The 21,641-nt window shown below is 62.5% G+C and carries 18 protein-coding genes and 2 pseudogenes; 10 read left to right on the top strand and 10 right to left on the bottom strand.

Going from position 1 to position 21,641, the window contains the following annotated elements; all coding sequences use genetic code 11:
• Positions 1 to 3: 3 nt before the first annotated feature.
• From WJM78_RS20140 to WJM78_RS20160, 5 genes are all read left to right on the top strand, one after another.
• Positions 4 to 378, top strand: coding sequence for a YacL family protein (locus WJM78_RS20140; protein ID WP_042038777.1), 375 nt, complete (start codon positions 4 to 6; stop codon positions 376 to 378).
• 50 nt (positions 379 to 428) lie between these two features.
• Positions 429 to 728 carry a hypothetical protein gene (locus tag WJM78_RS20145; protein WP_042038776.1) on the top strand — a complete coding sequence of 100 codons (300 nt, stop codon included), beginning with the start codon at positions 429 to 431 and terminating at the stop codon, positions 726 to 728.
• 207 nt (positions 729 to 935) lie between these two features.
• The gene (locus tag WJM78_RS20150) at positions 936 to 1,766 is read left to right on the top strand and encodes a type II CAAX endopeptidase family protein (RefSeq protein WP_339011371.1); all 831 of its coding nucleotides are present in this window, start codon (positions 936 to 938) and stop codon (positions 1,764 to 1,766) included.
• 302 nt (positions 1,767 to 2,068) lie between these two features.
• Positions 2,069 to 3,385, top strand: a complete 1,317-nt coding sequence (locus WJM78_RS20155) for a sphingomyelin phosphodiesterase (RefSeq protein WP_339015946.1) — start codon at positions 2,069 to 2,071, stop codon at positions 3,383 to 3,385.
• Complete coding sequence (locus tag WJM78_RS20160; RefSeq protein ID WP_339011373.1) at positions 3,382 to 4,170, top strand: hypothetical protein; 789 nt, start codon at positions 3,382 to 3,384, stop codon at positions 4,168 to 4,170. Before WJM78_RS20155 ends, WJM78_RS20160 begins: the two co-directional genes overlap by 4 nt.
• 81 nt (positions 4,171 to 4,251) lie before the next feature.
• Here WJM78_RS20160 and WJM78_RS20165 read toward each other — a convergent pair whose 3' ends face one another.
• Positions 4,252 to 5,472 carry a DEAD/DEAH box helicase gene (locus tag WJM78_RS20165; protein WP_339011376.1) on the bottom strand — a complete coding sequence of 407 codons (1,221 nt, stop codon included), beginning with the start codon at positions 5,470 to 5,472 and terminating at the stop codon, positions 4,252 to 4,254.
• 152 nt (positions 5,473 to 5,624) lie between these two features.
• Here WJM78_RS20165 and WJM78_RS20170 point away from each other — a divergent pair, with 152 nt between their 5' ends.
• Positions 5,625 to 6,452 carry a transporter substrate-binding domain-containing protein gene (locus WJM78_RS20170; RefSeq protein WP_339011379.1) on the top strand — a complete coding sequence of 276 codons (828 nt, stop codon included), beginning with the start codon at positions 5,625 to 5,627 and terminating at the stop codon, positions 6,450 to 6,452.
• Positions 6,453 to 6,521: 69 nt separating this feature from the next.
• On the opposite strand, the gene tpx is transcribed toward WJM78_RS20170, so the two are convergent.
• Positions 6,522 to 7,022 (bottom strand): thiol peroxidase, encoded by a 501-nt coding sequence (gene tpx, locus WJM78_RS20175; RefSeq protein WP_042038768.1) that lies wholly within the window; start codon positions 7,020 to 7,022, stop codon positions 6,522 to 6,524.
• Between the two features lie 239 nt (positions 7,023 to 7,261).
• On the opposite strand from tpx, the gene WJM78_RS20180 reads away from it, so the two are divergent.
• Entirely contained in the window at positions 7,262 to 9,718 is a 2,457-nt protein-coding gene (locus tag WJM78_RS20180; RefSeq protein WP_339011382.1) for a zinc/cadmium/mercury/lead-transporting ATPase, read from the top strand.
• A 223-nt stretch (positions 9,719 to 9,941) separates the two neighbouring features.
• On the opposite strand, the pseudogene pulA reads toward WJM78_RS20180, so the two are convergent.
• Positions 9,942 to 13,244: pseudogene (gene pulA / locus WJM78_RS20185) on the bottom strand (pullulanase-type alpha-1,6-glucosidase); the annotation flags it as partial.
• Positions 13,245 to 13,514: 270 nt separating this feature from the next.
• Between pulA and WJM78_RS20190 the strand changes: the two are divergent.
• On the top strand, positions 13,515 to 13,925 hold the full coding sequence (locus tag WJM78_RS20190) for a hypothetical protein (protein WP_108536060.1): 411 nt from the start codon (positions 13,515 to 13,517) through the stop codon (positions 13,923 to 13,925).
• 56 nt (positions 13,926 to 13,981) lie between these two features.
• Here the strand turns inward: WJM78_RS20190 and WJM78_RS20195 are convergent.
• A pseudogene (locus WJM78_RS20195) lies at positions 13,982 to 14,341 on the bottom strand (cation transporter); the annotation flags it as partial.
• A 170-nt stretch (positions 14,342 to 14,511) separates the two neighbouring features.
• Here WJM78_RS20195 and WJM78_RS20200 point away from each other — a divergent pair.
• On the top strand, positions 14,512 to 15,708 hold the full coding sequence (locus tag WJM78_RS20200; RefSeq protein WP_042038764.1) for an aromatic amino acid transaminase: 1,197 nt from the start codon (positions 14,512 to 14,514) through the stop codon (positions 15,706 to 15,708).
• A gap of 58 nt (positions 15,709 to 15,766) precedes the next feature.
• On the top strand, positions 15,767 to 16,690 hold the full coding sequence (locus WJM78_RS20205; RefSeq protein ID WP_212513430.1) for a LysR family transcriptional regulator: 924 nt from the start codon (positions 15,767 to 15,769) through the stop codon (positions 16,688 to 16,690).
• Positions 16,691 to 16,800: 110 nt separating this feature from the next.
• Here WJM78_RS20205 and WJM78_RS20210 read toward each other — a convergent pair whose 3' ends face one another.
• The 6 genes from WJM78_RS20210 to WJM78_RS20235 all read right to left on the bottom strand — a co-directional run bounded on the left by WJM78_RS20210 (position 16,801) and on the right by WJM78_RS20235 (position 21,550).
• Entirely contained in the window at positions 16,801 to 17,124 is a 324-nt protein-coding gene (locus tag WJM78_RS20210; RefSeq protein WP_042038760.1) for a DUF1820 family protein, read from the bottom strand.
• 206 nt (positions 17,125 to 17,330) lie between these two features.
• Positions 17,331 to 18,215 carry a YjjW family glycine radical enzyme activase gene (locus WJM78_RS20215; RefSeq protein ID WP_287146384.1) on the bottom strand — a complete coding sequence of 295 codons (885 nt, stop codon included), beginning with the start codon at positions 18,213 to 18,215 and terminating at the stop codon, positions 17,331 to 17,333.
• Positions 18,216 to 18,226: 11 nt separating this feature from the next.
• Complete coding sequence (locus WJM78_RS20220) at positions 18,227 to 19,753, bottom strand: YjjI family glycine radical enzyme (protein ID WP_339011392.1); 1,527 nt, start codon at positions 19,751 to 19,753, stop codon at positions 18,227 to 18,229.
• A 116-nt stretch (positions 19,754 to 19,869) separates the two neighbouring features.
• Positions 19,870 to 20,211 carry an AzlD domain-containing protein gene (locus WJM78_RS20225; protein ID WP_339011394.1) on the bottom strand — a complete coding sequence of 114 codons (342 nt, stop codon included), beginning with the start codon at positions 20,209 to 20,211 and terminating at the stop codon, positions 19,870 to 19,872.
• Positions 20,212 to 20,213: 2 nt separating this feature from the next.
• On the bottom strand, positions 20,214 to 20,933 hold the full coding sequence (locus tag WJM78_RS20230; protein WP_042038754.1) for an AzlC family ABC transporter permease: 720 nt from the start codon (positions 20,931 to 20,933) through the stop codon (positions 20,214 to 20,216).
• A gap of 140 nt (positions 20,934 to 21,073) precedes the next feature.
• Complete coding sequence (locus WJM78_RS20235) at positions 21,074 to 21,550, bottom strand: L,D-transpeptidase family protein (RefSeq protein ID WP_042038753.1); 477 nt, start codon at positions 21,548 to 21,550, stop codon at positions 21,074 to 21,076.
• Between the last annotated feature and the right edge of the window lie 91 nt (positions 21,551 to 21,641).

A 21,641-nucleotide genomic window follows, 5' to 3' on the forward strand; every position in this document is an offset into this window, starting at 1 on the left:
ACTATGGACTATGAATTTCGCCGCGACCCGTTCGGTGGCTATCGCGCCCGGTTCTCCATGGGCCATGAGGCCATTGGTCAGTGGTTGATCGATGAAGTTGGCAAGGATGAGGAGAAGCTCGACGAACTCTTCTCCATCATCGACCAGCTGTCGAATCGCACCCGCACAGAATACCTGCTGCACGGCGGTGACTATTCACTGCTGCTCACCCATGAGGAGGCCGAAGTGAAGGCCAACGTCCTCAATATCGAGCTGGATGAGGATCTCGACGATCTCGCCTACTACGATGATGAGCAGCTGGCCATGTGCGGACTGGAAGACTTTGCCCAGGTGCTCGGCTCCTGGCGCGCCTTTATCCGCAACGAGGATATGGGCTGAATACCCACATTTCGGGCGAGCATGCCCCTTGCAACCCAACAGGATTGACTATGTCTATTTATGATTTTGACGGCGAACAACCAGAACAGCCGGAAGACGAACAGGACCAGACCAAACACGCCGTGCCTGCCAAGAAGAAAGGCAAGCAGGTGATGAACACTCAGGTCAACCTGAGCCCGCGCGATGCCAGCCGTCTGAACGGCCTGCATGTCGAAGCCATCACTACCCTGGACGACGTCAGCCTGCCGAAGAACGTCATCTTCAAGGCTGGCCTCATCGCCCTGGGCGAGCTGGAAGCCACCAAGCGTGCCGATATCATAGCCCGCGTCATCGCCGAATCCGGTCGATAAATCCCGTGTGATTGCCGGTGCGGGTCGCTAACACGCCTCCGAACTGGCAATGCAGTATCAGAAAAGCCGGAGCCCAAGCTCCGGCTTTTTCATGGCTGTGTCCCGCAGCTGGCACGCCCTGGCAGGGATTTGACCTGCCTATTGAGCCTTGTGTCATGATGTGACGGCTTGTTAAGGTGCGGGACTTTTATCGGCCTTGGAGACTCAATGTTACCTCTACCTGATTCGCTCATCTGGGGAGCCCTGACGCTGGCCGTCTTGCTCTGTCTGGCCCGGCAACGCCTGCCCGGCCTGATCCTGCTGGGGGTCGCCCTGCTGGCCGCCTGCTACCTCGACCACCTCAGCCTGTTCGCCCTGCTGATCACGCTGGCGGGCCTGTTGCTGGCCTGGCGTACTCCCAGCCTGCCCCAGCCATGGCGTGGCGCCGCCTTGACCCTGATACTGCTGTGGGCCATAGCGCTGATGCTGCACCTCATCCCCGGCTTCAGCAATCTCAAGGTGCTGGACCAGGTGCTGGCTGGCCCCGCCAGCGTGCCCTTCAACATGTACCTCAATCTGGACAAGCCGCTGGTCTTCTTCGGCCTGCTGCTGGCCTGGCCTACGCTACTCGGCCAGGGCGGAGCGATCCGCTGGCGAGCACTGGCCCTGCTGCTGTTGCCGCTGGCCGCGCTGCTAGTCACCGCCTGGCAACTCGGGGCACTCAAGCCCGAAGTGGGCCTGCCCCACTGGTGGTGGCTGTTTGCTCTCAACAACCTGCTGTTCACCTGCGTGGCGGAAGAGGCCCTGTTTCGCGGCTTTATCCAGCAAGGGGTGGCCACCCGTAGCCGGCGCAGGCTCGGCATCCTGGTGGCCAGCCTGCTATTCGGTGCCGCCCACCTGGCCGGAGGCCCGCTGCTGATGCTGTTTGCCGCCCTGGCAGGCGCCTGCTACGGCCTGGCGTTCCAGTTCAGTGGCCGTCTGAGCATCGCCATCGCGATCCACTTCCTGTTCAACTTTGCCCATCTGGCCCTCTTTACCTACCCGCTGGCCAGTCGCTGATCCCTGGCGCCCCACCCGGGGCGCCCTTGTTTCCCTCTTCTTCCCCCCCAGCCAGCGGTCTGTCCGCTCGATATAGACTTTCTGTTTACACTTGTTTGCCAGGATCCCGTGTCAATTCATTGAACCAAGCCAAGCGATAACCGAGCCTGCACGGCCCTCCGCCCGAGCGCCTTCCCCTCAATGCCATCTCCTCTCCCCATATGGGGCCTTTCATTCATTTGTAACAAAAATGTAAATGAAATGACTTCTGTACCCGCCATAACAGTCACTTTCCATCGTGCCTCAACCAAAAGGAGTTCATGATGCACAAGCCCCTCAGTTATGCCGCCCTGCTGCTGGCCAGCCAGTTTCCGTTGCAGGCGCTGGCCGATACCGATGTCTACCTCACCAACAACAGCCCTGAACCGCTCCAGATCGACATCCGCCAAAGCGGAACTGGCCAGCTTCAGGCGGGCAGCCAGTGGATCCAGCACAGGACAGTGCTGGGCCCCTGGGAGAGCGCCATGGTGCTCAGCTTCAATCGCTACGAGGGGGTGAAGGCGGGCAAAAGCTATCTGTTCGAAACCCGAGTCACCACGGCCGGGGGCGACACCTATCGCCTCAACCAGCTGATGGAGGGCACCTGGTGGAACACCACACTGCAGCACGGTGGCGACACCCCGACCGCCAGCTCGGGCTGGCAGAGCGATCGCGCACTGCATCGCACCCAGGGCCCGCAGGAGCTGGCCTTCGCCGCCAAGTTCACCGGCCGTTACGACGACCTGCACTACATGCTGACGCCGCCACAACCGCAGGAGCAGCCAGAACCGTCAGAGATCACACTCAAGGTAGCCAGCTACAACCTCTGGGCACTGCCTGTCATCGCCGCCAGCATAGGTAAGCGGCTGGCCCTGCTGCCCGACCATCTCAAGGGCTATGACGCCCTGCTGCTGCAGGAGGTGTTCGACGGCCGCCGCGAGGGATTTCTGCAGGCGCTGGCGAAAGAGTACCCCTATCAGACCAAGGTGCTCGACAAGCCGGGTGTCAACATTCACGACGGCGGCGTGGTGATCGTCAGCCGCTACCCCATAGTACGCGAGGCCCAGCTGGTCTATCCCCAGTGCACCGGCACCGACTGCTTCGCCGACAAGGGGGTCATGTACGCCGAGGTGATCAAGGGAGGCAAGGCCTGGCATCTGTTCGCCACCCACACCGCCAGCTTCGACACCGACGAGGCGAGACGGCTGCGCCAGATCCAGTTCGGCCAGATTCGCACCCTGGCCGCCAGCCTCAAGATCCCGACCAGCGACACCGTCATCTATGGCGGTGACTTCAACGTCAACAAGCGCAAGTTCGCCGACGACTACGCCAGCATGCTGGCCAACCTTGACGCCCATGAACCCGGCTATGGCGGTTATACAGAAGCCACCTTCGATCCCAGGATCAACCCCTACGCAGGCGGGCTCCTCTCCGGTGGCCCCAATGTCGAGTACCTGGACTATCTGCTGGTGAGCCGGGAGTACGGCACCGCCAGTGATAACCTCAACACCGTCTGGATCCCCCGCAGCAGCGATGGCAGCCTCTGGCCCGCCAGCAACCTCTCCGATCACTTCCCGGTCAAGGGAGAGATCCGTCGATGAAGCGCCGCTACGGGATCCTGGCTCTGGCGGTCCTCTCGCTCTTGCTGCTCAACCTCGGCTGGCAGAATGAGCCAGAGTCCGCCCCGGCCAGCACCGAGGTTTATCAGCGTGGGAGCAGCCCGCAGCAGACACCCGCCACCCAGATAACAGCCCTTGTGACCGGGCTCACCCCGACGGCCAGCGGGGGCCAGTCCACCAAACAGCCCCCCAGCTGGCGAGAGATGCCTGCGGAGCTGAGCCAGCGGCTCGCCAGCGAGATAAGCGACACCGACCAGCCACTGAGCGAGCGGCTGGTCAATCTGATCGCGCTGGAATCCCAGTGGATGAGTGAGGGGGAGAGCCTGACCCGGCTGCAGGGGCGCTATGCCGAGGCGCTGGCGCAGCTGGCCAGCGAGGGTGAACAGCTGACCCTGGCGGAGCGGCTGGCCGCCCTGACCCGACTGCAGGATGAGTGGGCGGCGGATCACCCGGATCTGGCGGAGGATCTGTTCAACCCGGATGCCCGCCTCTTGCAGGCACGCCAGTTGTGGGGAGATGAAGAGCTGGAGACACTGGCTCGCCACTTCCTGCCTGCCGATCGGGCCGAGGCCAGCGTGGCGTTTGCCGGTGCACGCCAGCAGCAGCTGGATCAGCGCGCTCACTACCAGCAACAGTTGGCCGAGCTGGAACAGCAACTGGCGGCCAGTCAGGGGAACATGGATCCCGAGCGCTGGCAGCAACACAGGGAGGAGGTGCTCGGCCAGTTTAGGCTCGACTTCTTCGCCCGGGCACAGGGCAAGCCCTAAGTATGAAGCCGCCCGGGGAGACTGACATTGACAAGAAAACAGGACCCTTTGCTTTTACCTGCCCATCGGGCAAGCCCCCCTTTAGGCCTTGCCTTTGAACTGCTTGACGCTGCGCTTGTTGGCGGTACGGCGATTGGCCTGCTTGTCACGCGGGGGACGCTTGCCCTCCCCGCTGGCGGGCAGGTCAGTCACCGGGAAACCGGCCAGTTCCCCCAGCGGTAGCGCACGCCCGGTGAGGGTGCGGATCGCCGCAAGGGTATCGCTCTCGCCGTGGCACACCAACGAAATGGCCAGCCCCTCGCGCCCGGCGCGGGCGGTGCGGCCAATACGGTGCACATAGACGGGGGCGCTGGCCGGCAAGTCCAGATTGATCACCACCGGCAGCGCCTCCACATGTATGCCCCGCGCCATCAGATCGGTGGCCACCAGCACCCGCACCTTGCCAGCCTTGAAATCGTCAAGCGCCTGATCCCGCACCGCCTGCTCCTTCTCGCCATGGAGGGCGGCAACCGCAATGCCCGCCCTGGCCAGCTTTTTGGCCACGCCGTCGGCATCATCCCGTGCGCTGATGAAGACCAGCACCTGCGGCCAGTCCTGCTCCTTGAGCAAGCCGATCAGCGCCGGCACCTTGCTGCTCTTGTTGACCAGATAGAGCCGCTCCTCGATCTCGTTCACCAGGCTATTGAGGGGGTTGGCCTCGATGCGGGTCGGCTCTGTCAGCAGGCCATTGGCAAGGGCATCCAGCTCGGCAGGCAGGGTGGCGGAGAAGAGCAGGGTCTGACGCGGTGAGGGCATCTCATTCATCAGCCACTGAATGTCGGGCCAGAAGCCCATCTCCAGCAGGCGATCTGCCTCATCCAGCACCAGCTGTTGCAGGCCATCCAGTCCCAACACTTGCTGAGTGAGCAGATCCCGCAGTCGCCCCGGCGTCGCCACCAGCAGTTGCGGCCCCAGCGCCAGTTCGGCCTGTTGTCGCTCCTGTGCGACGCCCCCACACAGCGTCACGATGCGCAGCCCCAGCGCCTCGGCGAGCCCTTGCAAGGCGGCGCTCACCTGGGTGGCCAACTCGCGGGTCGGCACCAGCACGAGTCCCTGCACCAGACTGGAGGCGGGATCCAGCCGTTGCAGCAGCGGCAGCCCGAACGCCAGTGTCTTGCCGCTGCCGGTCTGGGCCAGCGCCAGCAGATCCTGCCCCGCCAATACCACGGGTATTGCAAGCTGCTGGACGCGGGTCGGCGTCTGCAGGGTGGCAGGCAGGGCCGCCAGCAGGGCGGGATTGAGGTCGAGTTCGCTAAAGGTCATGGGGCTACGCTGATATTGGCTAAATAAAGAAGTGGGAGGCGAAGTCTAGTGAGCGGGGGGGGAGAAGTAAAACCCTATCCATAGTGACCAGACCAAGGTGAGGGCAGCGGCTGACTACACTTGACCTGACCCATCGTAACGGGAGACAGGCCATGAACCTCACCAGACATATTCCCAGCCTGCCGCTTCTGGTGGCACTGCTCGGCAGCGCAACCCTCGGCCTCTCACAGAGCATGGCGAGCGACCTCGCAACCAATCAGGCCAAACCGGTGCGCATCCTCAACGCCCACCTCGGCGAGCTGCCTGGGCTGATCAATGCCGACAAGACGGGCCCCTTCGTCGATTTGGTGCGCGCCATCGATGATCTCCACCCCGATGTGACCATCCAGATCACCATCTACCCCATTGCACGCGCCATGGCGGGCGTGATCAATGGCAAGGCCGATTTCAGCCTGCCCGCCATTCGCAATCTGCACGATGCAGACATGCTGCCCTATCGCTTCAGCACCCGCAGCTTTGGCAAGGTAGCTCATGTCATCTACAGCAACACAGCGAATCCGGTCACTACCGACATGGCCTATGGCATCGAAGCGACGCAACGGGATTTGTTAATCGAGGCCGTACCAGGTGAGCTCCCCTTTCAAGTGCAACGTTCCATGAGTATCGAGCAATCCCTTCGCAAGCTCTCCCGTGGCCGTATCGATGCCTTTATCTGGGCACAGGAAGAGGCAGACCTGATGCTGCGCCAGCTGGGGCTGACCAATATCCAGCGAGAGTTTTTTGGCGACTTTGAAGATGTGTTTATTATTCAGAAGGGGGCAGCCGGCAATGAGATGGATGCGTTTTTGGCACAGGCCATAGAAAAGTTGGCTGAATCAGGCAAGCTGGAGGCGATATACAGCAAGATCCACAGCCCCTACGAACACTGGCAGCCATACCCGGAGCCATTACCCGCAGCCAAGCCTGTAAAGACCCCCTGATAACTGAATTCCACCGATAAAAAATCCCGCCGCGGGCATGCCGTGGCGGGATTTTTTGTGCTCGGGAGCTTACAGGGCAGCCAGGGCGGCGGCGTAGTTCGGCTCGTCGGCCACTTCAGCCACCAGCTCGCTGTGCAGCACCTTGTCATCTGCATCCAGCACTACGATGGCACGGGCAGTCAGACCCACCAGCGGACCGGAGGAGAAGGCTACGCCGTAGTCCTGCAGGAAGGCCGCACCACGCAGGGTGGAGAGGGTCACCACCTTGTCCAGACCTTCGGCGCCGCAGAAGCGGGACTGGGCGAACGGCAGATCGGCGGAGATGCAGAGCACGACTGTGTTCTCCAGCGCGCTGGCCTGCTCGTTGAATTTGCGCACGGACGTGGCGCAAGTCGGGGTATCGACGCTCGGGAAGATGTTCAGGATCTTGCGCTGGCCGGTGAAGTTAGCAAGGGTCACGTCAGACAGATCCTTGGCAACCAGGGAGAAGGGCTTGGCCTGCTCACCGGCAACGGGGAAGTGGCCGGCGACGGAGACGGGGTTGCCTTGCAGGGTAACGGAATGGCTCATGTTATGTCCTTGATTATCGAGGGAGGATACGGCCCCCCAGTATAGGCGCGCCGAGACGGGACAAACACCCGCCAACCACAAGGATATAAGCGCGCTTTACCCTGACCCGGACAAATCACCCCAGCTGGCTCAGACAGCAAGAGCAAAGAGGCTTGACCTTGAACTTAACACCAAGGTTTACACTCGGTTCAGTCATCGAAGATCTCGCACCGGCGGGATCCATCCAAGAGGAACTCATCATGAGCAAATCCTGCTGTAGCCATCAAGCCGCCGCCCCCATCAGGGCCGTCAGCAAGTCTGCCACCCGCCAGAACGAGCATCAGCACGACAGCCACTGCTGTGACAGTGCCACGCCGGTCAGCCTTTGTGCCAACAAGGCTCCCCATGATCATCAGGATCAGGGGGTCAGTGAATCACCGGGGGATGAAGAGCCCCCCAGAGCAGGCTGTCACAGCCAGGGCAGCTGCTGCAGCCCGCAGCTGCCTCATGACCATGACCATGACCATGACCATGACCATGACCATGACCATGACCATCATGAGCAAACCACCGACACCGCCGAGCCACTCATTGCGCCAGAGCAGGAGAGTCGCCGCCACCGCTGGCAGGTGCTGGGAATGGATTGCCCCAGCTGTGCCCGCAAGATCGAGACCGCTGTCAGCCGCGTTGCTGGCGTGCAGCAGGTTCGCGTGCTGTTTGCCACCGAGAAACTGGTGGTGGATCTGGCCCCCGGCCTCTCCCCTGATCCCGTCACTGCCGCCGTGCTGGCCGCCGGTTTCCGGCTCAAGGGGGAAAACAGTGGCAAACAGCAAGCCACCAGCAAGCGCGGCCCGCTGCTGACCCTGCTCGGCAACGTTTTCGGCAAATACTGGCAGCCCCTGTCGCTGGCCGGCCTGATGGGGGTGGCGGCCCTGCTGCCAAAAGAGTTCGGTCAGCCGCTGTTTACCCTGGCCACCCTCTGGGGCCTGTGGCCCATCTCCCGCAAGGCTTGGGCGCTGACCAAGAGCGGCTCCCCCTTCGCCATCGAGACCCTGATGACGGTAGCGGCGCTGGGCGCCCTCTTCCTCGGCGAAACCGCCGAGGCAGCCATGGTGCTGCTGCTCTTCATGCTGGGGGAACATCTGGAGGCCTACGCCGCCAGCCGTGCCCGCGCTGGCGTCACGGCCCTGATGGCGCTGGTGCCCGACAAGGCAATGCGTATCCGCACCAGGGTTGACGGCGACATCCGGGAAGAGGTGGCGGCCGACGTGCTGCGTCCCGGCGACATCATAGAAATCGCCCCGGGTGCCCGCTTGGCCGCAGATGCCCGTTTGCTCGACGCCATCGGGACGTTTGATGAAAGCGCACTGACCGGTGAATCCATTCCGGTGGAACGTCATCAGGGCGACAAGGTGCCCGCCGGCAGTGTGGCGGCGGATCGGGTGCTGCGTCTCGAGGTGGTGTCCGAACCCGGCAATAACGCCATCGACCGCATACTGCATCTGATCGAGGAGGCCGAGACCCAGCGCGCGCCCATAGAGCGTTTCATCGACCGCTTCAGCCGCTGGTATACCCCGGCCATGATGCTGGTCGCCCTGCTGGTGGTGATAGTGCCGCCACTGGCCTTCGGCCAGAGTTGGGATGAGTGGATCTATCGCGGGCTGACGCTGCTGCTCATCGGCTGCCCCTGCGCCCTGGTGATCTCCACCCCGGCAGCGGTCACCTCCGCCCTGGCAGCGGCCACCCGGCAGGGCGCCCTGATCAAGGGCGGCGCCGCGCTGGAGCGACTGGCCCATATCGAGACAGTCGCGTTTGACAAAACAGGCACCCTGACGCTGGGCAAGCCGCAACTGACCGAGCTTGTCAGCCTCAATGGCCAACCGGAGGCCGAACTGCTGGCACTGGCCGCCGCCATCGAGCAGGGCTCCCACCACCCGCTGGCCCGGGCCGTGGTAGCCAACGCCAAAGAGCAGGGATTGAGCCTGCCCGCGGCTCAGGATCTGCGCGCCCTGCCGGGCATGGGGGTTGAGGGGCGCATAGACGGCACCCTCTGGCAACTGCTGGCACCGAACCGGGTTGCCTCGCTGGGCAATGCCCTCAACACACAGATAGCCACCCTGGAGCAGCAGGGCAAGACGGTGGTCGTGCTCGGCCAGCCGGGCTCAGCGCCGGCGGCCCTGCTGGCGCTGCGGGATCAGCTCCGGCCCGACGCAGCAGCGGCGTTGGCGGAGCTCAAGGGGCTGGGACTGCGCAGCATCATGCTGACCGGCGACAACCCCCGCGCCGCCGAGGCAATTGCCAACGAACTCGGCATGGGCTGGCGTGCCAACCTGCTGCCGGAGGATAAGGTCGAGGAGATAGCCAAGCTGGCCACCAGCCAGAAGGTCGCCATGATAGGGGATGGCATCAACGACGCCCCCGCCATGAAGCGTGCCAACATTGGCATCGCCATGGGCGGCGGCACAGACGTAGCGCTGGAAACGGCCGATGCCGCCCTGACCCACAACCAGCTCGGTGGCATCGCCGCCATGATCCGCCTGTCGCGGGCGGCACTGACCAACATACACCAGAACATAGCGCTGGCGCTGGGGCTCAAGGCCATCTTCCTGGTCACCAGTCTGCTCGGCCTCACCGGCCTGTGGATTGCCGTACTCGCGGATACTGGCGCCACCGCGCTGGTGACGGCCAACGCCCTGCGCCTGCTGCGCAAGCGCTGATCCAGCCCGCAAGCGAGGTGCCCATATACAAAGCCGTCCCCCGCCAGGGACGGCTTTTCCCTTTCCCCTCCTTCTGACACCTGCAAAGAAAAAGCGCGGCTGCCGGTTGGCAGTCGCGCTTTGCTTACTCTCTCGGCGTTATCCCACCCTTGGCAAGGCGGAATTCAACCCGGGGATGCCGAGCCAGCCCCGGACTCGATGGGTGTACTTATTTGGTCGCAGCGTTACCGAACGGCGGCACAGTGCTCAGCGCAATCTTCTTGCTCACCGGCAGACCCGCGCCCTGGGCACCGGCCTGCGGCTTGACGAACACCGCCGCCGACCAGGCCCCCAGCGTCAGGGTGCCACCATTGGCGGCAGCGTCACGGGCTATGCTCTCGCCGACGTGGTGGGCCGGGCTCAGCTGCAGTGTGCTCAGGTCGATGGGCTGATCCTTGCCGTCACGGAAGTCGCCGATGCTCTGGGGCTGGTTGGTGGCGTTGATCATCACCACCAGACCCTCGATGGCAGGATCCAGATCCGCACCTGAGGTCACACCGTCATCCACCGTCATCACGATGAGGCCCGGCACCTGACCCGGCCCGGTATTGCGAAAATCGATCCGCTTGATCACCTCGGCGCCACTGCCCAGACGCAGCAGACGGGAGGATTGACGCAGCTCGGCCAGCTCCTGGTAGAAGCCCACCATGGTCGCCATGTCGGCCCCGCTCGGCTTGACGTGCTTGCCGAGCACCTGCTCGATCAGCGGATAGTTGTCGCCATCCTTATCCTTGCGCGGCAAGCCCTTGTCGAAGTTGTTGTCAGTCAGGGTGTAGTCGACCCTGTTGTACCAGTCACCGGAGTCGAAGCTATCCCGCTCCATGGACTTGGAACGCAACAGCTCGACACCGGCGTGGGTAAACGGAATACCCTGTCCCAACATGGCGGTAGCGAGCGACACCCCCTGCATCCGCACCAGATCGGCTCCTTCCGGCGCCTTGTAGATCAGGTTGTCGAACAGGGTCTGGTTGTCGTGCTTATCGACATAGTTCTGGATCTCGTTCGGATCCTGGGCATAACCCGCGCGCTGACCGTCGTAGTCGATGTCGGAGCCCTTCTTCGGTATGCCATCCTTGTCGGTCAGCACGAAATCCTTGAGGTTACCGGCCATGCCGAGGCGAACCAGGTCAGATTGGTGCAATGCGGTGGCCAGATCGACGCCATCCATCTCGTTGGCATCCACCAGGGCGCCGTTGCCAAAACCCTGGGTCTTGCGAATGGTGTCGCCGCCATCAAACGGACTGCCGCCGCGTACCGCATCTCGCAGCCGATCGGAGAAGGAGCCGATGCCGGTGCCGCCCAGATGCTTCTGGGTCGCCTGCACGAAACGCTTGTCATCGGCAACCTCGCCGAAGTTCCAGCCCTCACCGTAGAAGTACATCTCGGGATTGACCTGCTTCACCACGGCCAGCGCCTGCACCATCTGATCTTTCGGGTGGTGGCCCATCAGATCGAAGCGGAAGGCATCGATCTTGTAGTCACGGGCCCAGGTCACCAACGAGTCATCCATCAGCTTGGCGAACATGGCGTGTTCCGGCGCCGTGTTGGAGCAGCAGGTGGAGGTCTCGACCGAGCCGGTCTCCGGATTGAGGCGCTGATAGTACCAGGGCACTATCTTGTCGAGCACCGACTTGGGACCCAGGCCAGCGTCGTGGGTGTGGTTGTAGACCACGTCCATCACCACGTTCATGCCGATGTTCTGTTTGATGGCCTTGACCATCTCGCGGAACTCCAGAATGCGCTGGCTACCTTCGGCGTTGGTGGCGTAGGAGCCTTCCGGCGTGGTGTAGTGGTAAGGGTCATAACCCCAGTTGAAGGAGTCGACGCCGCGCAGATAGCCATAAAGCTCCTGCACCTGCGGGTTCTCCTTGCTGTCGGCCCCCTGCAGATCGGTCAGCACAGCCGCTATGGTCTGGCCGCCGCCGCAGTAGCCGCCAAACTTGGAACCCAACACCTCCGGGTTGACCTGACACAGCTTGCTGAAGTCATCGCCAAGGTTGGCCACCTTGGCCGGATCCTCGTTGACGGTGGCAAGGTCGAACACAGGCAGCAAATGCAAGTGGCTGACGCCGCTCTTGGCCAGCGCCTGCAGGTGCTTGACCGGCACACTGTCGGTGTCGGTCAGGCCGAGGAACTTGCCGCGGTGCGCAGGCAAGGTGGAGTCGTCATTGCCGGTCAGATCGCGGACATGGGCCTCATAGATGGTGATGTCGGCAGGGTTCTGCTGACTGTGGGGCGCTTTGAGGCTGTCCCACCCTTCCGGCTTGAGGGCCGGATCGTCGAGATCCACCACCTGACTGAACTCGGAGTTCATCGCCAGGCTCAGGGAGTAGGGATCTGTCACCTGATAGGACTCCAGCTTGCGGCTGACCGGGTGATAGACCTGGATGTCGTAGCGGTAGAACTTGCCGACAAGCTCGCTGCCCCCCTGCACGCTCCAGCTGCCGCTGGCCTGGTCCCGAGTCATGGTGCGCACGCCCAGCGCCCTATGCTGAGCATCGAACAGCGCCAGCTTGACCGACTTGGCGGTCGGCGCCCACAGCCGGAAGGTGACCTTGCCCCCCTCGACGATGGCGCCATAGGCCAGTTTGGCGGCGGCGTCGGCATAGAGGGCATCGAGGGCACCGGCGCTCTGCACCAGGGTCGCCCCCTGCAAGATGCCGTCAGCATCTGTGCCGATGGCCACCAGCTCGCCCTTGAGCAGAGGCTTGAGATCTGCAGCCAAAGGCAGGGCGAAGGCGGCGGCATCCTTGAGGTGCGGATACTTGGCCTGCTGCTCGGCGGTCAGGCTGGTCGGGGTCAGGGTAATGTAGGGGAAGTCGAATACCCCTTCCCCATTGGCCTTGATGGTGCCCGACGCTGTGTAATAGAGGCGCACATGAGGCTTGTCCTTGCCCCCTTGCCAGATCAGGGTGTTGCCATCAATCAGATGGGCGCTGGCCCCCGCCACGCCAAAGGCGGCGTTAAAGGCGTCGGCACGACTGCCGAAGACTTCGCTCTTGCCCGCGACGATGGCCACGGTGCGATCCGGATGATCGCTGAAGATCACCTTCATGTTGGCACCGGTCAGGTTGGCCAGGTCACCGTTGCGGGCAATAAAGTTGATACAGCCTTCCAGCTTGGCCAGCGGTACCACCCAGCTGGGACCGAAGCCGTCGGCCGCCGCCGGGGTATTGACCTTGTCATCCCAGCCCGCGTTGATACCGCTCCCGGCGGTGGCGTTGCAGGCATCGTTGTTCCACAGGTGGAGACTGTAATTGGCAAAGGGACCATCCACCCCGCGCGCGGCGCTGGTCTGGGTATCCACCAGGGCAATGACCGCCTGATCGGGCCCGGCCACCAATTGCTCGGCAGGAGGTTGTACATTGGGCAGACGGGCAACGGGGCCGTCAGAGGCAGAGGGGGAGGAGCTGTTGTCATTGCAGCCGGACAAAAGCGCGAGCAGTGAGGCTATTACCAGCGCCACTTTGGTCTTTTTCATATCCATTTTTTTATAATTCCCGCTGTAGTTAATCTCGATAGTCGAGTACCCGGTCATTGCCGAGCGGTGCCATATTAATCAGCGGGAATCGTTTGAAATGTGAGCGACAGGGCAAAAAACCAACCCTTTTCAACAAGATAACGTTTTCATAACGAAAGTTGGATCGGGCTCACAGACCCGGCCTCACTTTAGGCCCATACCAGCAGACAGACGGGTCCATACCGGAAAAATCAATTTCCGATCAAATGGATATGGATAAAGAGGGAGTCACAGCATATGAAGCGAATTGAGGAACAAGCCAAACGACTGGATCAGGAGTATCAGGCGATCGCGCTGTTGTTTGATCAATTTTGCCAGCAGGCAGGCCTGCTCGCCGAACAGTACCACTTCTTCAACTGGCCCGACTATGAAGACACACCGCCCCTCTGCCGGGCCTTCACCCTGCTGGGGGAGCCGCGCGAGCTGCACCTGCGCTGCCAGCCGGGGGAGCGTGGCACCTTGAGCGGCCTTATCCAGGTACGCAGCGAAGATGGCGTCGTCCACGCCAGCCTGGGTTTTCGGGCCGATGGCCACCTGCTGCTGGAGTCGGGGTCCTTGCTGGACAACCCGCCCCAGCTGCTACTCAAGCTGCTGCTGGGGGCCATCTGGCAGCACAAGCCGGACGATGACCACGGCCAGCACCACTGATATGAAGAAGGGGCCTGGGGCCCTTCTTCATATCTCATGCTGGTAAGCTGGGATGATCAGGGCTGGGCAATCTCTATGGTGACGTGCACCAGCTCCTCATGAATGGCGAGCCGCTCACGGATCTGGCCAGCCGGGATGGGCGTCGCCATCAATAGAGAGAGCACGCAGGCATACTGCTCCTGCCCTACCCGCCAAACGTGCAGATCGCGGATCTCGGTGCCCGGCAGCTCGGCGATTACCTCGCGGATCTCCGCCACCAGCGGGGTATCCATCTCGGCATCCAGCAGCACCCGGCCCGAGTCGCGCAGCAGACCCCAGGCCCACACGGCCACCAGCACGGCGCCCGCTATGCCCATCAGGGGATCCAGCCAGTCGGCCCCCCACAGCATCCCCCCCACCAGCGCCAGGATGGCCAGCTTGCATGCCGGTTGTGAAACGCGTCGGCAACGCGGGCCGCTTGACAGCAAAGCTGAGCCGACCGGGCATCCTTGGCCCGTTTCAGACTTGAGCCCTCGCCCGCTTTACGCCATCATGACCGCCGATCGTTGATCGCCTTATTCTGGATTCCACTTCGCAAGGACCCCCCATGTTTGAACACGTCGATGCCTACGCTGGCGACCCCATACTGACCCTGGTCGAGACCTTCCACAAAGACCCCCGAGCACAGAAGGTAAACCTGGGGATCGGTCTCTATTACGACGAGCAGGGCCGCATTCCGCTACTGGCCTCGGTGCAGCAGGCCGAAGCGCAGCGCGCCGCCGCCCCGGCACCGCGCCCCTACCAACCGATGGAGGGTGCCGCCAACTACCGCACCGCAGTGCAGCACCTGCTGTTTGGCGCCGAGCATGAGGCGGTCAAGGCCGGCCGCATCGCCACCATCCAGACCATAGGCGGCTCGGGCGCGCTCAAGATCGGCGCAGACCTGCTCAAGCGCTACTTCCCGACCTCGGAGGTGTGGGTCAGCAATCCGACCTGGGATAACCACAAGGCCATGTTCGAGGGGGCTGGCATCAAGGTCCACGACTACCCCTACTACGATGGCGCTACCGGCGGCGTGCAGTTCGATGGGATGATCGACTGCCTGAGCGCCCTGCCAGCGAAAAGCATCGTGCTACTGCACCCTTGCTGCCACAACCCGACCGGGGTGGACCTCTCCTCTGCCCAGTGGGATCGGGTGATCGCGCTGGTGGTCGAGAAGAACCTGATCCCCTTTATGGACATTGCCTATCAGGGCTTCGGTGATGGGCTGGAAGAGGATGCCTACGCCATCCGCGCCATGGTGGCCGCCGGCGTCAGCTTCTTCGTCAGCAACTCGTTTTCCAAGAACCTCTCCTTCTACGGCGAGCGCTGCGGCGGCCTGTCGGTCATCTGCCAAGATGCCGAAGAGGCGAGCCGGGTACTGGGCCAGATGAAGGCGACCGTGCGTCGCAACTACTCAAGCCCCCCCACTCACGGTGGCCAGATCACTGCGGCTGTGATGAGCCAGCCTGAACTGCACGCCCTGTGGGTCGATGAAGTGACCGAGATGCGCACCCGCATCAAGGCGATGCGCCAGAAGCTGTTCGAGGTGCTGAGCACCAAGGTGCCGGGCCGTGATTTTGGCTACTTCATCAGCCAGCGTGGCATGTTCAGCTACACCGGCTTCACGCCGGAGCAGGTTGACCGCCTGCGCGAAGAGTTCGCCGTCTATCTGGTGCGCTCCGGTCGCATGTGTGTGGCTGGCCTCAACAGCCGCAACGTCGACTATGTGGCCGACGCCATGGCAGCCGTGCTCAAAGGCTAATCCGTACAAGCCCCGCTCAAGCGGGGCTTTTCATGTGTCCCTATGTTGTGGAGCTGTCATGGATCTGATTGCACTGTCCAGGCTGGGAGGCCGTCATCTGGTCACCCTGCATCTGCTGCTCGACAGCCAGAGCGTCACCCGCACAGCCGAGCGGCTCTGTACCACCCCCTCCACCGTCAGCAAGACCCTCAACCAGTTGCGGGGTCTGCTCGGCGATCAGCTGCTCTACCGCCAGGGCAACCAGCTGTTGCTGACCCCGTTTGCCGAGCGACTCGGCCCCACCCTGCACCGGCTGCTGAGCGAGCTGAACAGCCTCACCAGCCAGGGCGGTTTCGACCCTGCTACCTGGCAGGGACAACTGAAATTTGCACTGCGGGAAAGCGGCATGGTCTGGCCCATGGGCCCCATTCTAGGCCAGCTGATGCGGGAGGTGCCCGGCCTGGTGCCCGACATCTGGAACAAGGATGAACAGGGGCTGACGGCGCTCGCGGCGGGCAAGCTCGACTTCGTGATCCTGCCCCACGATCAGAGCCAACCCTTGCCCCGCCAACCGGGTCTGGTATGGGAGACGCTGCGGGAAGACAAGCTGGTCTGCCTGTTGCGTGCGGGCCACCCGGCACTGGACAAACCCTGGGATCTGGATGCCTACCTGAGCTGGCGCCATATCGCCATTCGCGATCAGGAACTGGCCAACCCCTTCTTCGAGCAGAGCCTGGCCCAGTTGCAGGTACGCCGCCAGATCAGTGCCACCCTGCCGGATTTTGGCAGCGCGGCAGCCCTGCTGCGCCAGAGCGATCTCATCCTCACCGCCGTCAAAGGTTGGGCCGAGCAAGCCATGAGCCGGGATCTGGTGATCCGCCCCGTCCCGTTCGACTATGGCGCCGTCACTCACAGCCTGGTGTGGTATGGCCCGGCCGGTGAAGAGCCCGCGCGGTGCTGGTTCCGCCAACGGATCCTGCAGCTGGCCCGGGAACTGGGTTAGCGCACCCAGGCTGCACATATTGCAGATCCTGCGGGCGCCATGACAGACCCGAAGAGGGGAGAGCCTCGCCAGGGGATCCCCATGGCAAGGCGCTCAGAGAGGAGCAAGCCTCAGGGCTTCTTGGTATAGATGGGGCTGGGAAAGGGCGTGACCTTGTTGCCCAGCTCTGTGATGCGGGCCGCCCCCTGCTTGCGCACCTGATCGATGCGCAGCACATGGTGCATAGGGACCAGGGTGCGGCTGACGTCGGCAAATTCACTCTTCAATTTCTCGTGGCTGGGATCGACGATAAGCGCCGTGTGGGTGTCCCACACGAAGTTCGCTATCTCGATGAAGCCGAACAGCTGACCCTGACTCACTTCCCTGACATAAACTTCGTAACGCTCATTGTGACAAATGAACTGCACTCGGTATAGGACGTTGGATTTACTCATGTTCGTCTGTTGATAGTGGGCGAATGCCCCATTCTAGCCGCCCCTTCGCGGAGCTCAAATAGACAGCAATCACAGTTACGTCATCTTGAGACTCACGGCGCCAAAAGCCCGGGATCAGGCCACAAACTTGCGGCCTACTCGCCGGATACCAACCAAGAAAACACCAAAATACCTTTGCGATCAGTTTATTAGCATCGAGTGACCACTCAGCAGATCGCCGGCAGGGACACAGGCCCCAGCCCCCTGGCGATCAGCGCTGTGGCAAGCCGGGTCAACGCCTCTCTGTCCGCCTCCTGCCAGCTCGTCGCCTCCCCGCGCACACCGTGGTGGCGAAAGCCGTTGATGCGGATGGGCACTGGCCCAAGGCTCTGCAGAAAGCTGGCCAGGCCAGCCTCCAGCTTGCCATCGGCATCGATGAAATCGCTGCGTCCCGGTACATGGAGCAGCCGCAGCTCGGCCAGCTTGCCGTGGCTTGCCAACAGTTGCAGCGAGGCCAATACCCGCTCGCGACCATAACCGGTCAGAGCGTGATGCACCGAGTCGCGCCACCCCTTGAGATCGATCATGGCGCCGTCGAGCAACGGCAGCAGTCGCTGCCAGCCGGTTTCGGCCAGCGAACCGTTACTGTCGAGCAGGCAACTGAGATGAGCCAGATCCGGCGCCCCCTTGATGGCGGCAAACAGTGCAACCACGAAGGGGAGCTGGGTGGTCGCCTCACCGCCGGAGACGGTAATGCCGGTCAGCAAGGGGCCGTAGCGGCGCAGCAGGGCCAGCACCTCGGCCACCGTCATGGTGGCCGTCTTGGGGTTGGCGCTGCGCGGGCAGGCATCCAGACAAGCGTCGCAGTCGGTGCAGAGCGCCGCCTGCCAATGTACCTTGCCCTCGTTGAAGGTGAGGGCGCCGCTCGGACAGACCGCGAGGCAGTCGCCGCAAGCGTCGCACAGCCCTATGGTGTGCGGGTTATGGCAGCCGGGGCAGCGGAAGTTGCACCCCTGCAGAAACAGCACCAGCCGGTTGCCCGGCCCGTCGACGCAGGAGAACGGCAGCACCCGGCTCACCAGGGCGCTGCGTGTTGGCAAGGCGTCAGCCATCAGGTTCGAGCTCAATACTCGCAAATGGTCGATTCGTGGGCGACCACTCGCGGTGCCCGCTGACGGATGGCGGTCACTTCACTCGCCTCGGCACCGAGGCAGGTGGTCTGCAACCTCGAGCCTTCCTCTGCGAAACGGGCCACGTCGCTCTTGCGGATCATGTAGCCGGTCACCCGCACCAGATCGCTGTCGGCCACGTTGGCGGTGAACTCACGCATGCCGATGGCGAGCGCCCCCTTGCAGAGCTGCAACAGCGCCTGCGGGTTCTGGCGGATGGTGGGATCCAGTGTCAGGATCTCGCTGATCCCCGAGTGGTAATAACTGTGGTGCGGCGCCAGCGCCAGCACATGGCTGGCCGGATCCGGCTCATGGCCGTAAGGGATGCGCACCCCGGGGGTGACGGCCACATCGATGCTGAGGCCACCCTGCGAGTGCAGCAGCGCGCGGCCACCCCAGGCGTGAGTTTGCGGCGTCGCAGTGACATATTCCGAAAGCTGGGCCGAGATGCGATAGCCAAGCTGGTTCGCCTCCTCGTCACGGCCGTAGCGCTCCGGCAGGTTCTCTTTATCCATCAGGATATTGACCGCTTCCGCCATGCCATAGATGCCGAACATGGGGACGAAGCGATCCTCATCCAGCAGCCCCTCCTTGACCAGGAAGCTGTCGAAGAAGCCGGACTCCTGATGCAGGAAGGCGGCGCGCACGGCGATCAACTGGGAAGCCAGACGGCAATAGTGAGGCAGCAGGCAGCCGAGGAAATCATCGATCCCCTGGCACTGCTCGGCGACCCGCTTGAGAGAGATGCGCACCAGGGTATTGGCGCCACCGGCCTGCGGCAGGGCGTTGTAGCAGCTGACGATGCCAAAGCCGCGGGTATCGAAGGTATCGCGATGGATCGGGTAGTTGGCGATGTGCGGCTTGCTGCACTCGGCGATGTTTTTCACCGCCTGCAGCAGCAGGCTGTCCGGGGTCTGCCCAGGATCGTGGAAGAAGGTGAGGTTGGGCGCCACCTGCTTGAGCTCGTTGTCGATGCGCAGGATCAGGCGGCAGATACGGTTGTCATCCGGCCCGATGTTGACGTGCATAAAGGCGTCCGGCAGCACCCGATCCAGATAGATCCAGAACCCCTTCAGCTTGCGATAGAGGATCTCGTCATCCAGCTCGCCGACAAAGGGCAGCAGCAGATGGTCGAGTCGCCCCAGCCAGACCGGCATGCCGGTGACGGAGGGCACATGGTGATAGAGAATGCGCAGGGCATCGAGCGCCTCGTCAACATCCCGAGGCGGCGCCAGCTCCAGCCAGGCGGATCCCTGACTCAGGAATTTTTCATAGTCCGGCAGCACATAGCGCGGCTTGTAGGGAGCATGCCCTTCGAACATGTCACAGAGAAATCCCTGATCCATCGCCTCGGCAACCGCCGGGGGCAGCTCGGGGTAAGGCAGCGCATTTTCGGCGGCCAGCGCCAGGGCATGGCTCTTCTGGGCGGCAGAGAGGTGGTGATCACGCACTATGCGCTGACAGGTTTCGGTGAAAGACATGGGGGAACTCCTTGGCGGATGGTCCCTAAATCCTCACACTTGAGAGGTGTTTTTTGAAGTGACATTCATAACATGGTGGATATCCATAAAAGACATCCACCATGCGGGATCACGGCTCAGCCGAACCAGGGCAGCAGCGCCGCCAATCCCCCCTGCCAGCGCAGCAGGAAGAAACCCCCCATGCCCACCAGGACCACCAGCAGGGTCGGTAGCCGCAGCAGGGTCAGCGCCGTCACCAGCAGGGTGGCGGCCAGGTAGTCCTGATCCCACACCAGTCCCTTGCCCGACTCATAGCTAAAGACGATAGGCAGCCAGATGGCGGTCAACACCGACTGGGCCGAGAAGCTGAGAAACGCCCCCATCTCGGCACCCGGTTGATAGCGGGTCAGCCGCGAGAAGAAGGCGAAGCGGTTGAAGAAAGTGATCAGGGCCAGCAGGCCTATCATCAGCCAGCTCATGGTCACCTCCTCATCCGATGCAGCACATAACCCACCACCATGCCGGCCAGTGCCGAGATGATGATGTAAACCTCCGCCAGCAGTGGCTTGGTGAGCAGCGCAGTGCCGCCACTCACCAGAGTTGCTGCCACCATGGGCAGGTTCTTCATGGCGGGAATGGTCATGGCAATGAAGGTGGCGGCGATGGCAAAGTCCAGCCCCATCTTGTCCAGCCCGTCTATGTACTGACCAGCAGCGATACCGAGCAGGGTCGCCAGATTCCAGAACAGGTAGAAGATGAAACCGGCGATCAGCGCATAGGCCGGGTTGAAGCTGCCGCTGCGCTCCCTATCCTTGAGCGCCACCGCGAACATCTCGTCGGTCAGGAAGAAGGCCAGGCTAGCCCGCCAGCGCAGAGAAAGCGGCAACACATCGCGGCGGAAGGTGAAGCCGTAGAGCAGATGCTGGGAGGTGATCACCATGGTGGAACCCATGATAGGTAGCAGAGGCGTGCCCGCCCCGAACAGCGTGGTGGCCGAGAGCTGGGCGGCACCGGCATAGACCAGCAGTGACATCAGCTGGGCCTGCAATGGGCTAAGCCCCGCCTGCAGCGCCAGGGCGCCACACAGGATCCCCCAGGGGATCACCGAAATGGAGAGCGGGAGCATATCCAGGGTGGCGCGCCACCAGAGCACATGGGTGCGCTCGGCTACAACTGATTGGGTACTGGTTGCTGACGGCATGGGATCATCCTTGTTACATCTACGGCAAGCCGGAAAACTAGCACAGCAAGGGGACAGATACCAAGGGGGCAGCAGACAGAGAAGGTATGGAGGCAGCCGAACAGTCGCGCGCCCCCCTGATGGTGGCGCGCGACAGGCAATCAGGGCTGGATAACAATGGGGGTTCCGGGTTCGATGGCGTTCCACACTTCGTCCAGATCATGGTTGAGCATGGCGATGCAACCATTGGTCCAGTTGGACGGCTGCAAACGGGTGTTGCCTATGCTGTTGCGCTGACCATGGATCATGATCATGCCACCCGGTAACACACCCATCTCGTTGGCCGCCTTGATGTCGTCCAGGTTCGGGTAGTTGATGTGGATGGCCTTGTAATAGTTGGAGTTGGTCTTCTTGTAGTCGAGGATGTAGCGCCCTTCCGGCGTACGTTGATCCCCTTCCCGCTGCTTGTGACCCTTGGGGGCCGGCCCCAAGGCGATCCAGTAGCGTTTGACCTCCTTGCCGTCCTTCATCAGGGTCAGGCTATAACTCGACTTTTTCACCACCACCATATCGGCGGACAGGGTGGCAAAACTCAGTGCGGGCCACAGCCCCAGCAAACACAGTAATACGACTCTCATTCCATCCCTCGACAAGCCTCTGATAAGGGCTTTCTTGTTACCAAATCATCTGAACTGCACCGCCCCGAGCGGCGGGCGAGCGCCATCATAT

This window comes from Aeromonas popoffii, from assembly GCF_037818705.1.
Classification (GTDB): domain Bacteria; phylum Pseudomonadota; class Gammaproteobacteria; order Enterobacterales; family Aeromonadaceae; genus Aeromonas; species Aeromonas popoffii.

Bases quoted from the DNA above. Each gene is read 5' to 3' on its own strand.
- WJM78_RS20140 (WP_042038777.1), top strand. From the start codon at position 4: ATGGACTATGAATTTCGCCGCGACCCGTTCGGTGGCTATCGCGCCCGG.
- WJM78_RS20145 (WP_042038776.1), top strand. From the start codon at position 429: ATGTCTATTTATGATTTTGACGGCGAACAACCAGAACAGCCGGAAGAC.
- WJM78_RS20150 (WP_339011371.1), top strand. From the start codon at position 936: ATGTTACCTCTACCTGATTCGCTCATCTGGGGAGCCCTGACGCTGGCC.
- WJM78_RS20155 (WP_339015946.1), top strand. From the start codon at position 2,069: ATGCACAAGCCCCTCAGTTATGCCGCCCTGCTGCTGGCCAGCCAGTTT.
- WJM78_RS20160 (WP_339011373.1), top strand. From the start codon at position 3,382: ATGAAGCGCCGCTACGGGATCCTGGCTCTGGCGGTCCTCTCGCTCTTG.
- WJM78_RS20165 (WP_339011376.1), bottom strand. From the start codon at position 5,472: ATGACCTTTAGCGAACTCGACCTCAATCCCGCCCTGCTGGCGGCCCTG.
- WJM78_RS20170 (WP_339011379.1), top strand. From the start codon at position 5,625: ATGAACCTCACCAGACATATTCCCAGCCTGCCGCTTCTGGTGGCACTG.
- tpx (WP_042038768.1), bottom strand. From the start codon at position 7,022: ATGAGCCATTCCGTTACCCTGCAAGGCAACCCCGTCTCCGTCGCCGGC.
- WJM78_RS20180 (WP_339011382.1), top strand. From the start codon at position 7,262: ATGAGCAAATCCTGCTGTAGCCATCAAGCCGCCGCCCCCATCAGGGCC.
- WJM78_RS20190 (WP_108536060.1), top strand. From the start codon at position 13,515: ATGAAGCGAATTGAGGAACAAGCCAAACGACTGGATCAGGAGTATCAG.
- WJM78_RS20200 (WP_042038764.1), top strand. From the start codon at position 14,512: ATGTTTGAACACGTCGATGCCTACGCTGGCGACCCCATACTGACCCTG.
- WJM78_RS20205 (WP_212513430.1), top strand. From the start codon at position 15,767: ATGGATCTGATTGCACTGTCCAGGCTGGGAGGCCGTCATCTGGTCACC.
- WJM78_RS20210 (WP_042038760.1), bottom strand. From the start codon at position 17,124: ATGAGTAAATCCAACGTCCTATACCGAGTGCAGTTCATTTGTCACAAT.
- WJM78_RS20215 (WP_287146384.1), bottom strand. From the start codon at position 18,215: ATGGCTGACGCCTTGCCAACACGCAGCGCCCTGGTGAGCCGGGTGCTG.
- WJM78_RS20220 (WP_339011392.1), bottom strand. From the start codon at position 19,753: ATGTCTTTCACCGAAACCTGTCAGCGCATAGTGCGTGATCACCACCTC.
- WJM78_RS20225 (WP_339011394.1), bottom strand. From the start codon at position 20,211: ATGAGCTGGCTGATGATAGGCCTGCTGGCCCTGATCACTTTCTTCAAC.
- WJM78_RS20230 (WP_042038754.1), bottom strand. From the start codon at position 20,933: ATGCCGTCAGCAACCAGTACCCAATCAGTTGTAGCCGAGCGCACCCAT.
- WJM78_RS20235 (WP_042038753.1), bottom strand. From the start codon at position 21,550: ATGAGAGTCGTATTACTGTGTTTGCTGGGGCTGTGGCCCGCACTGAGT.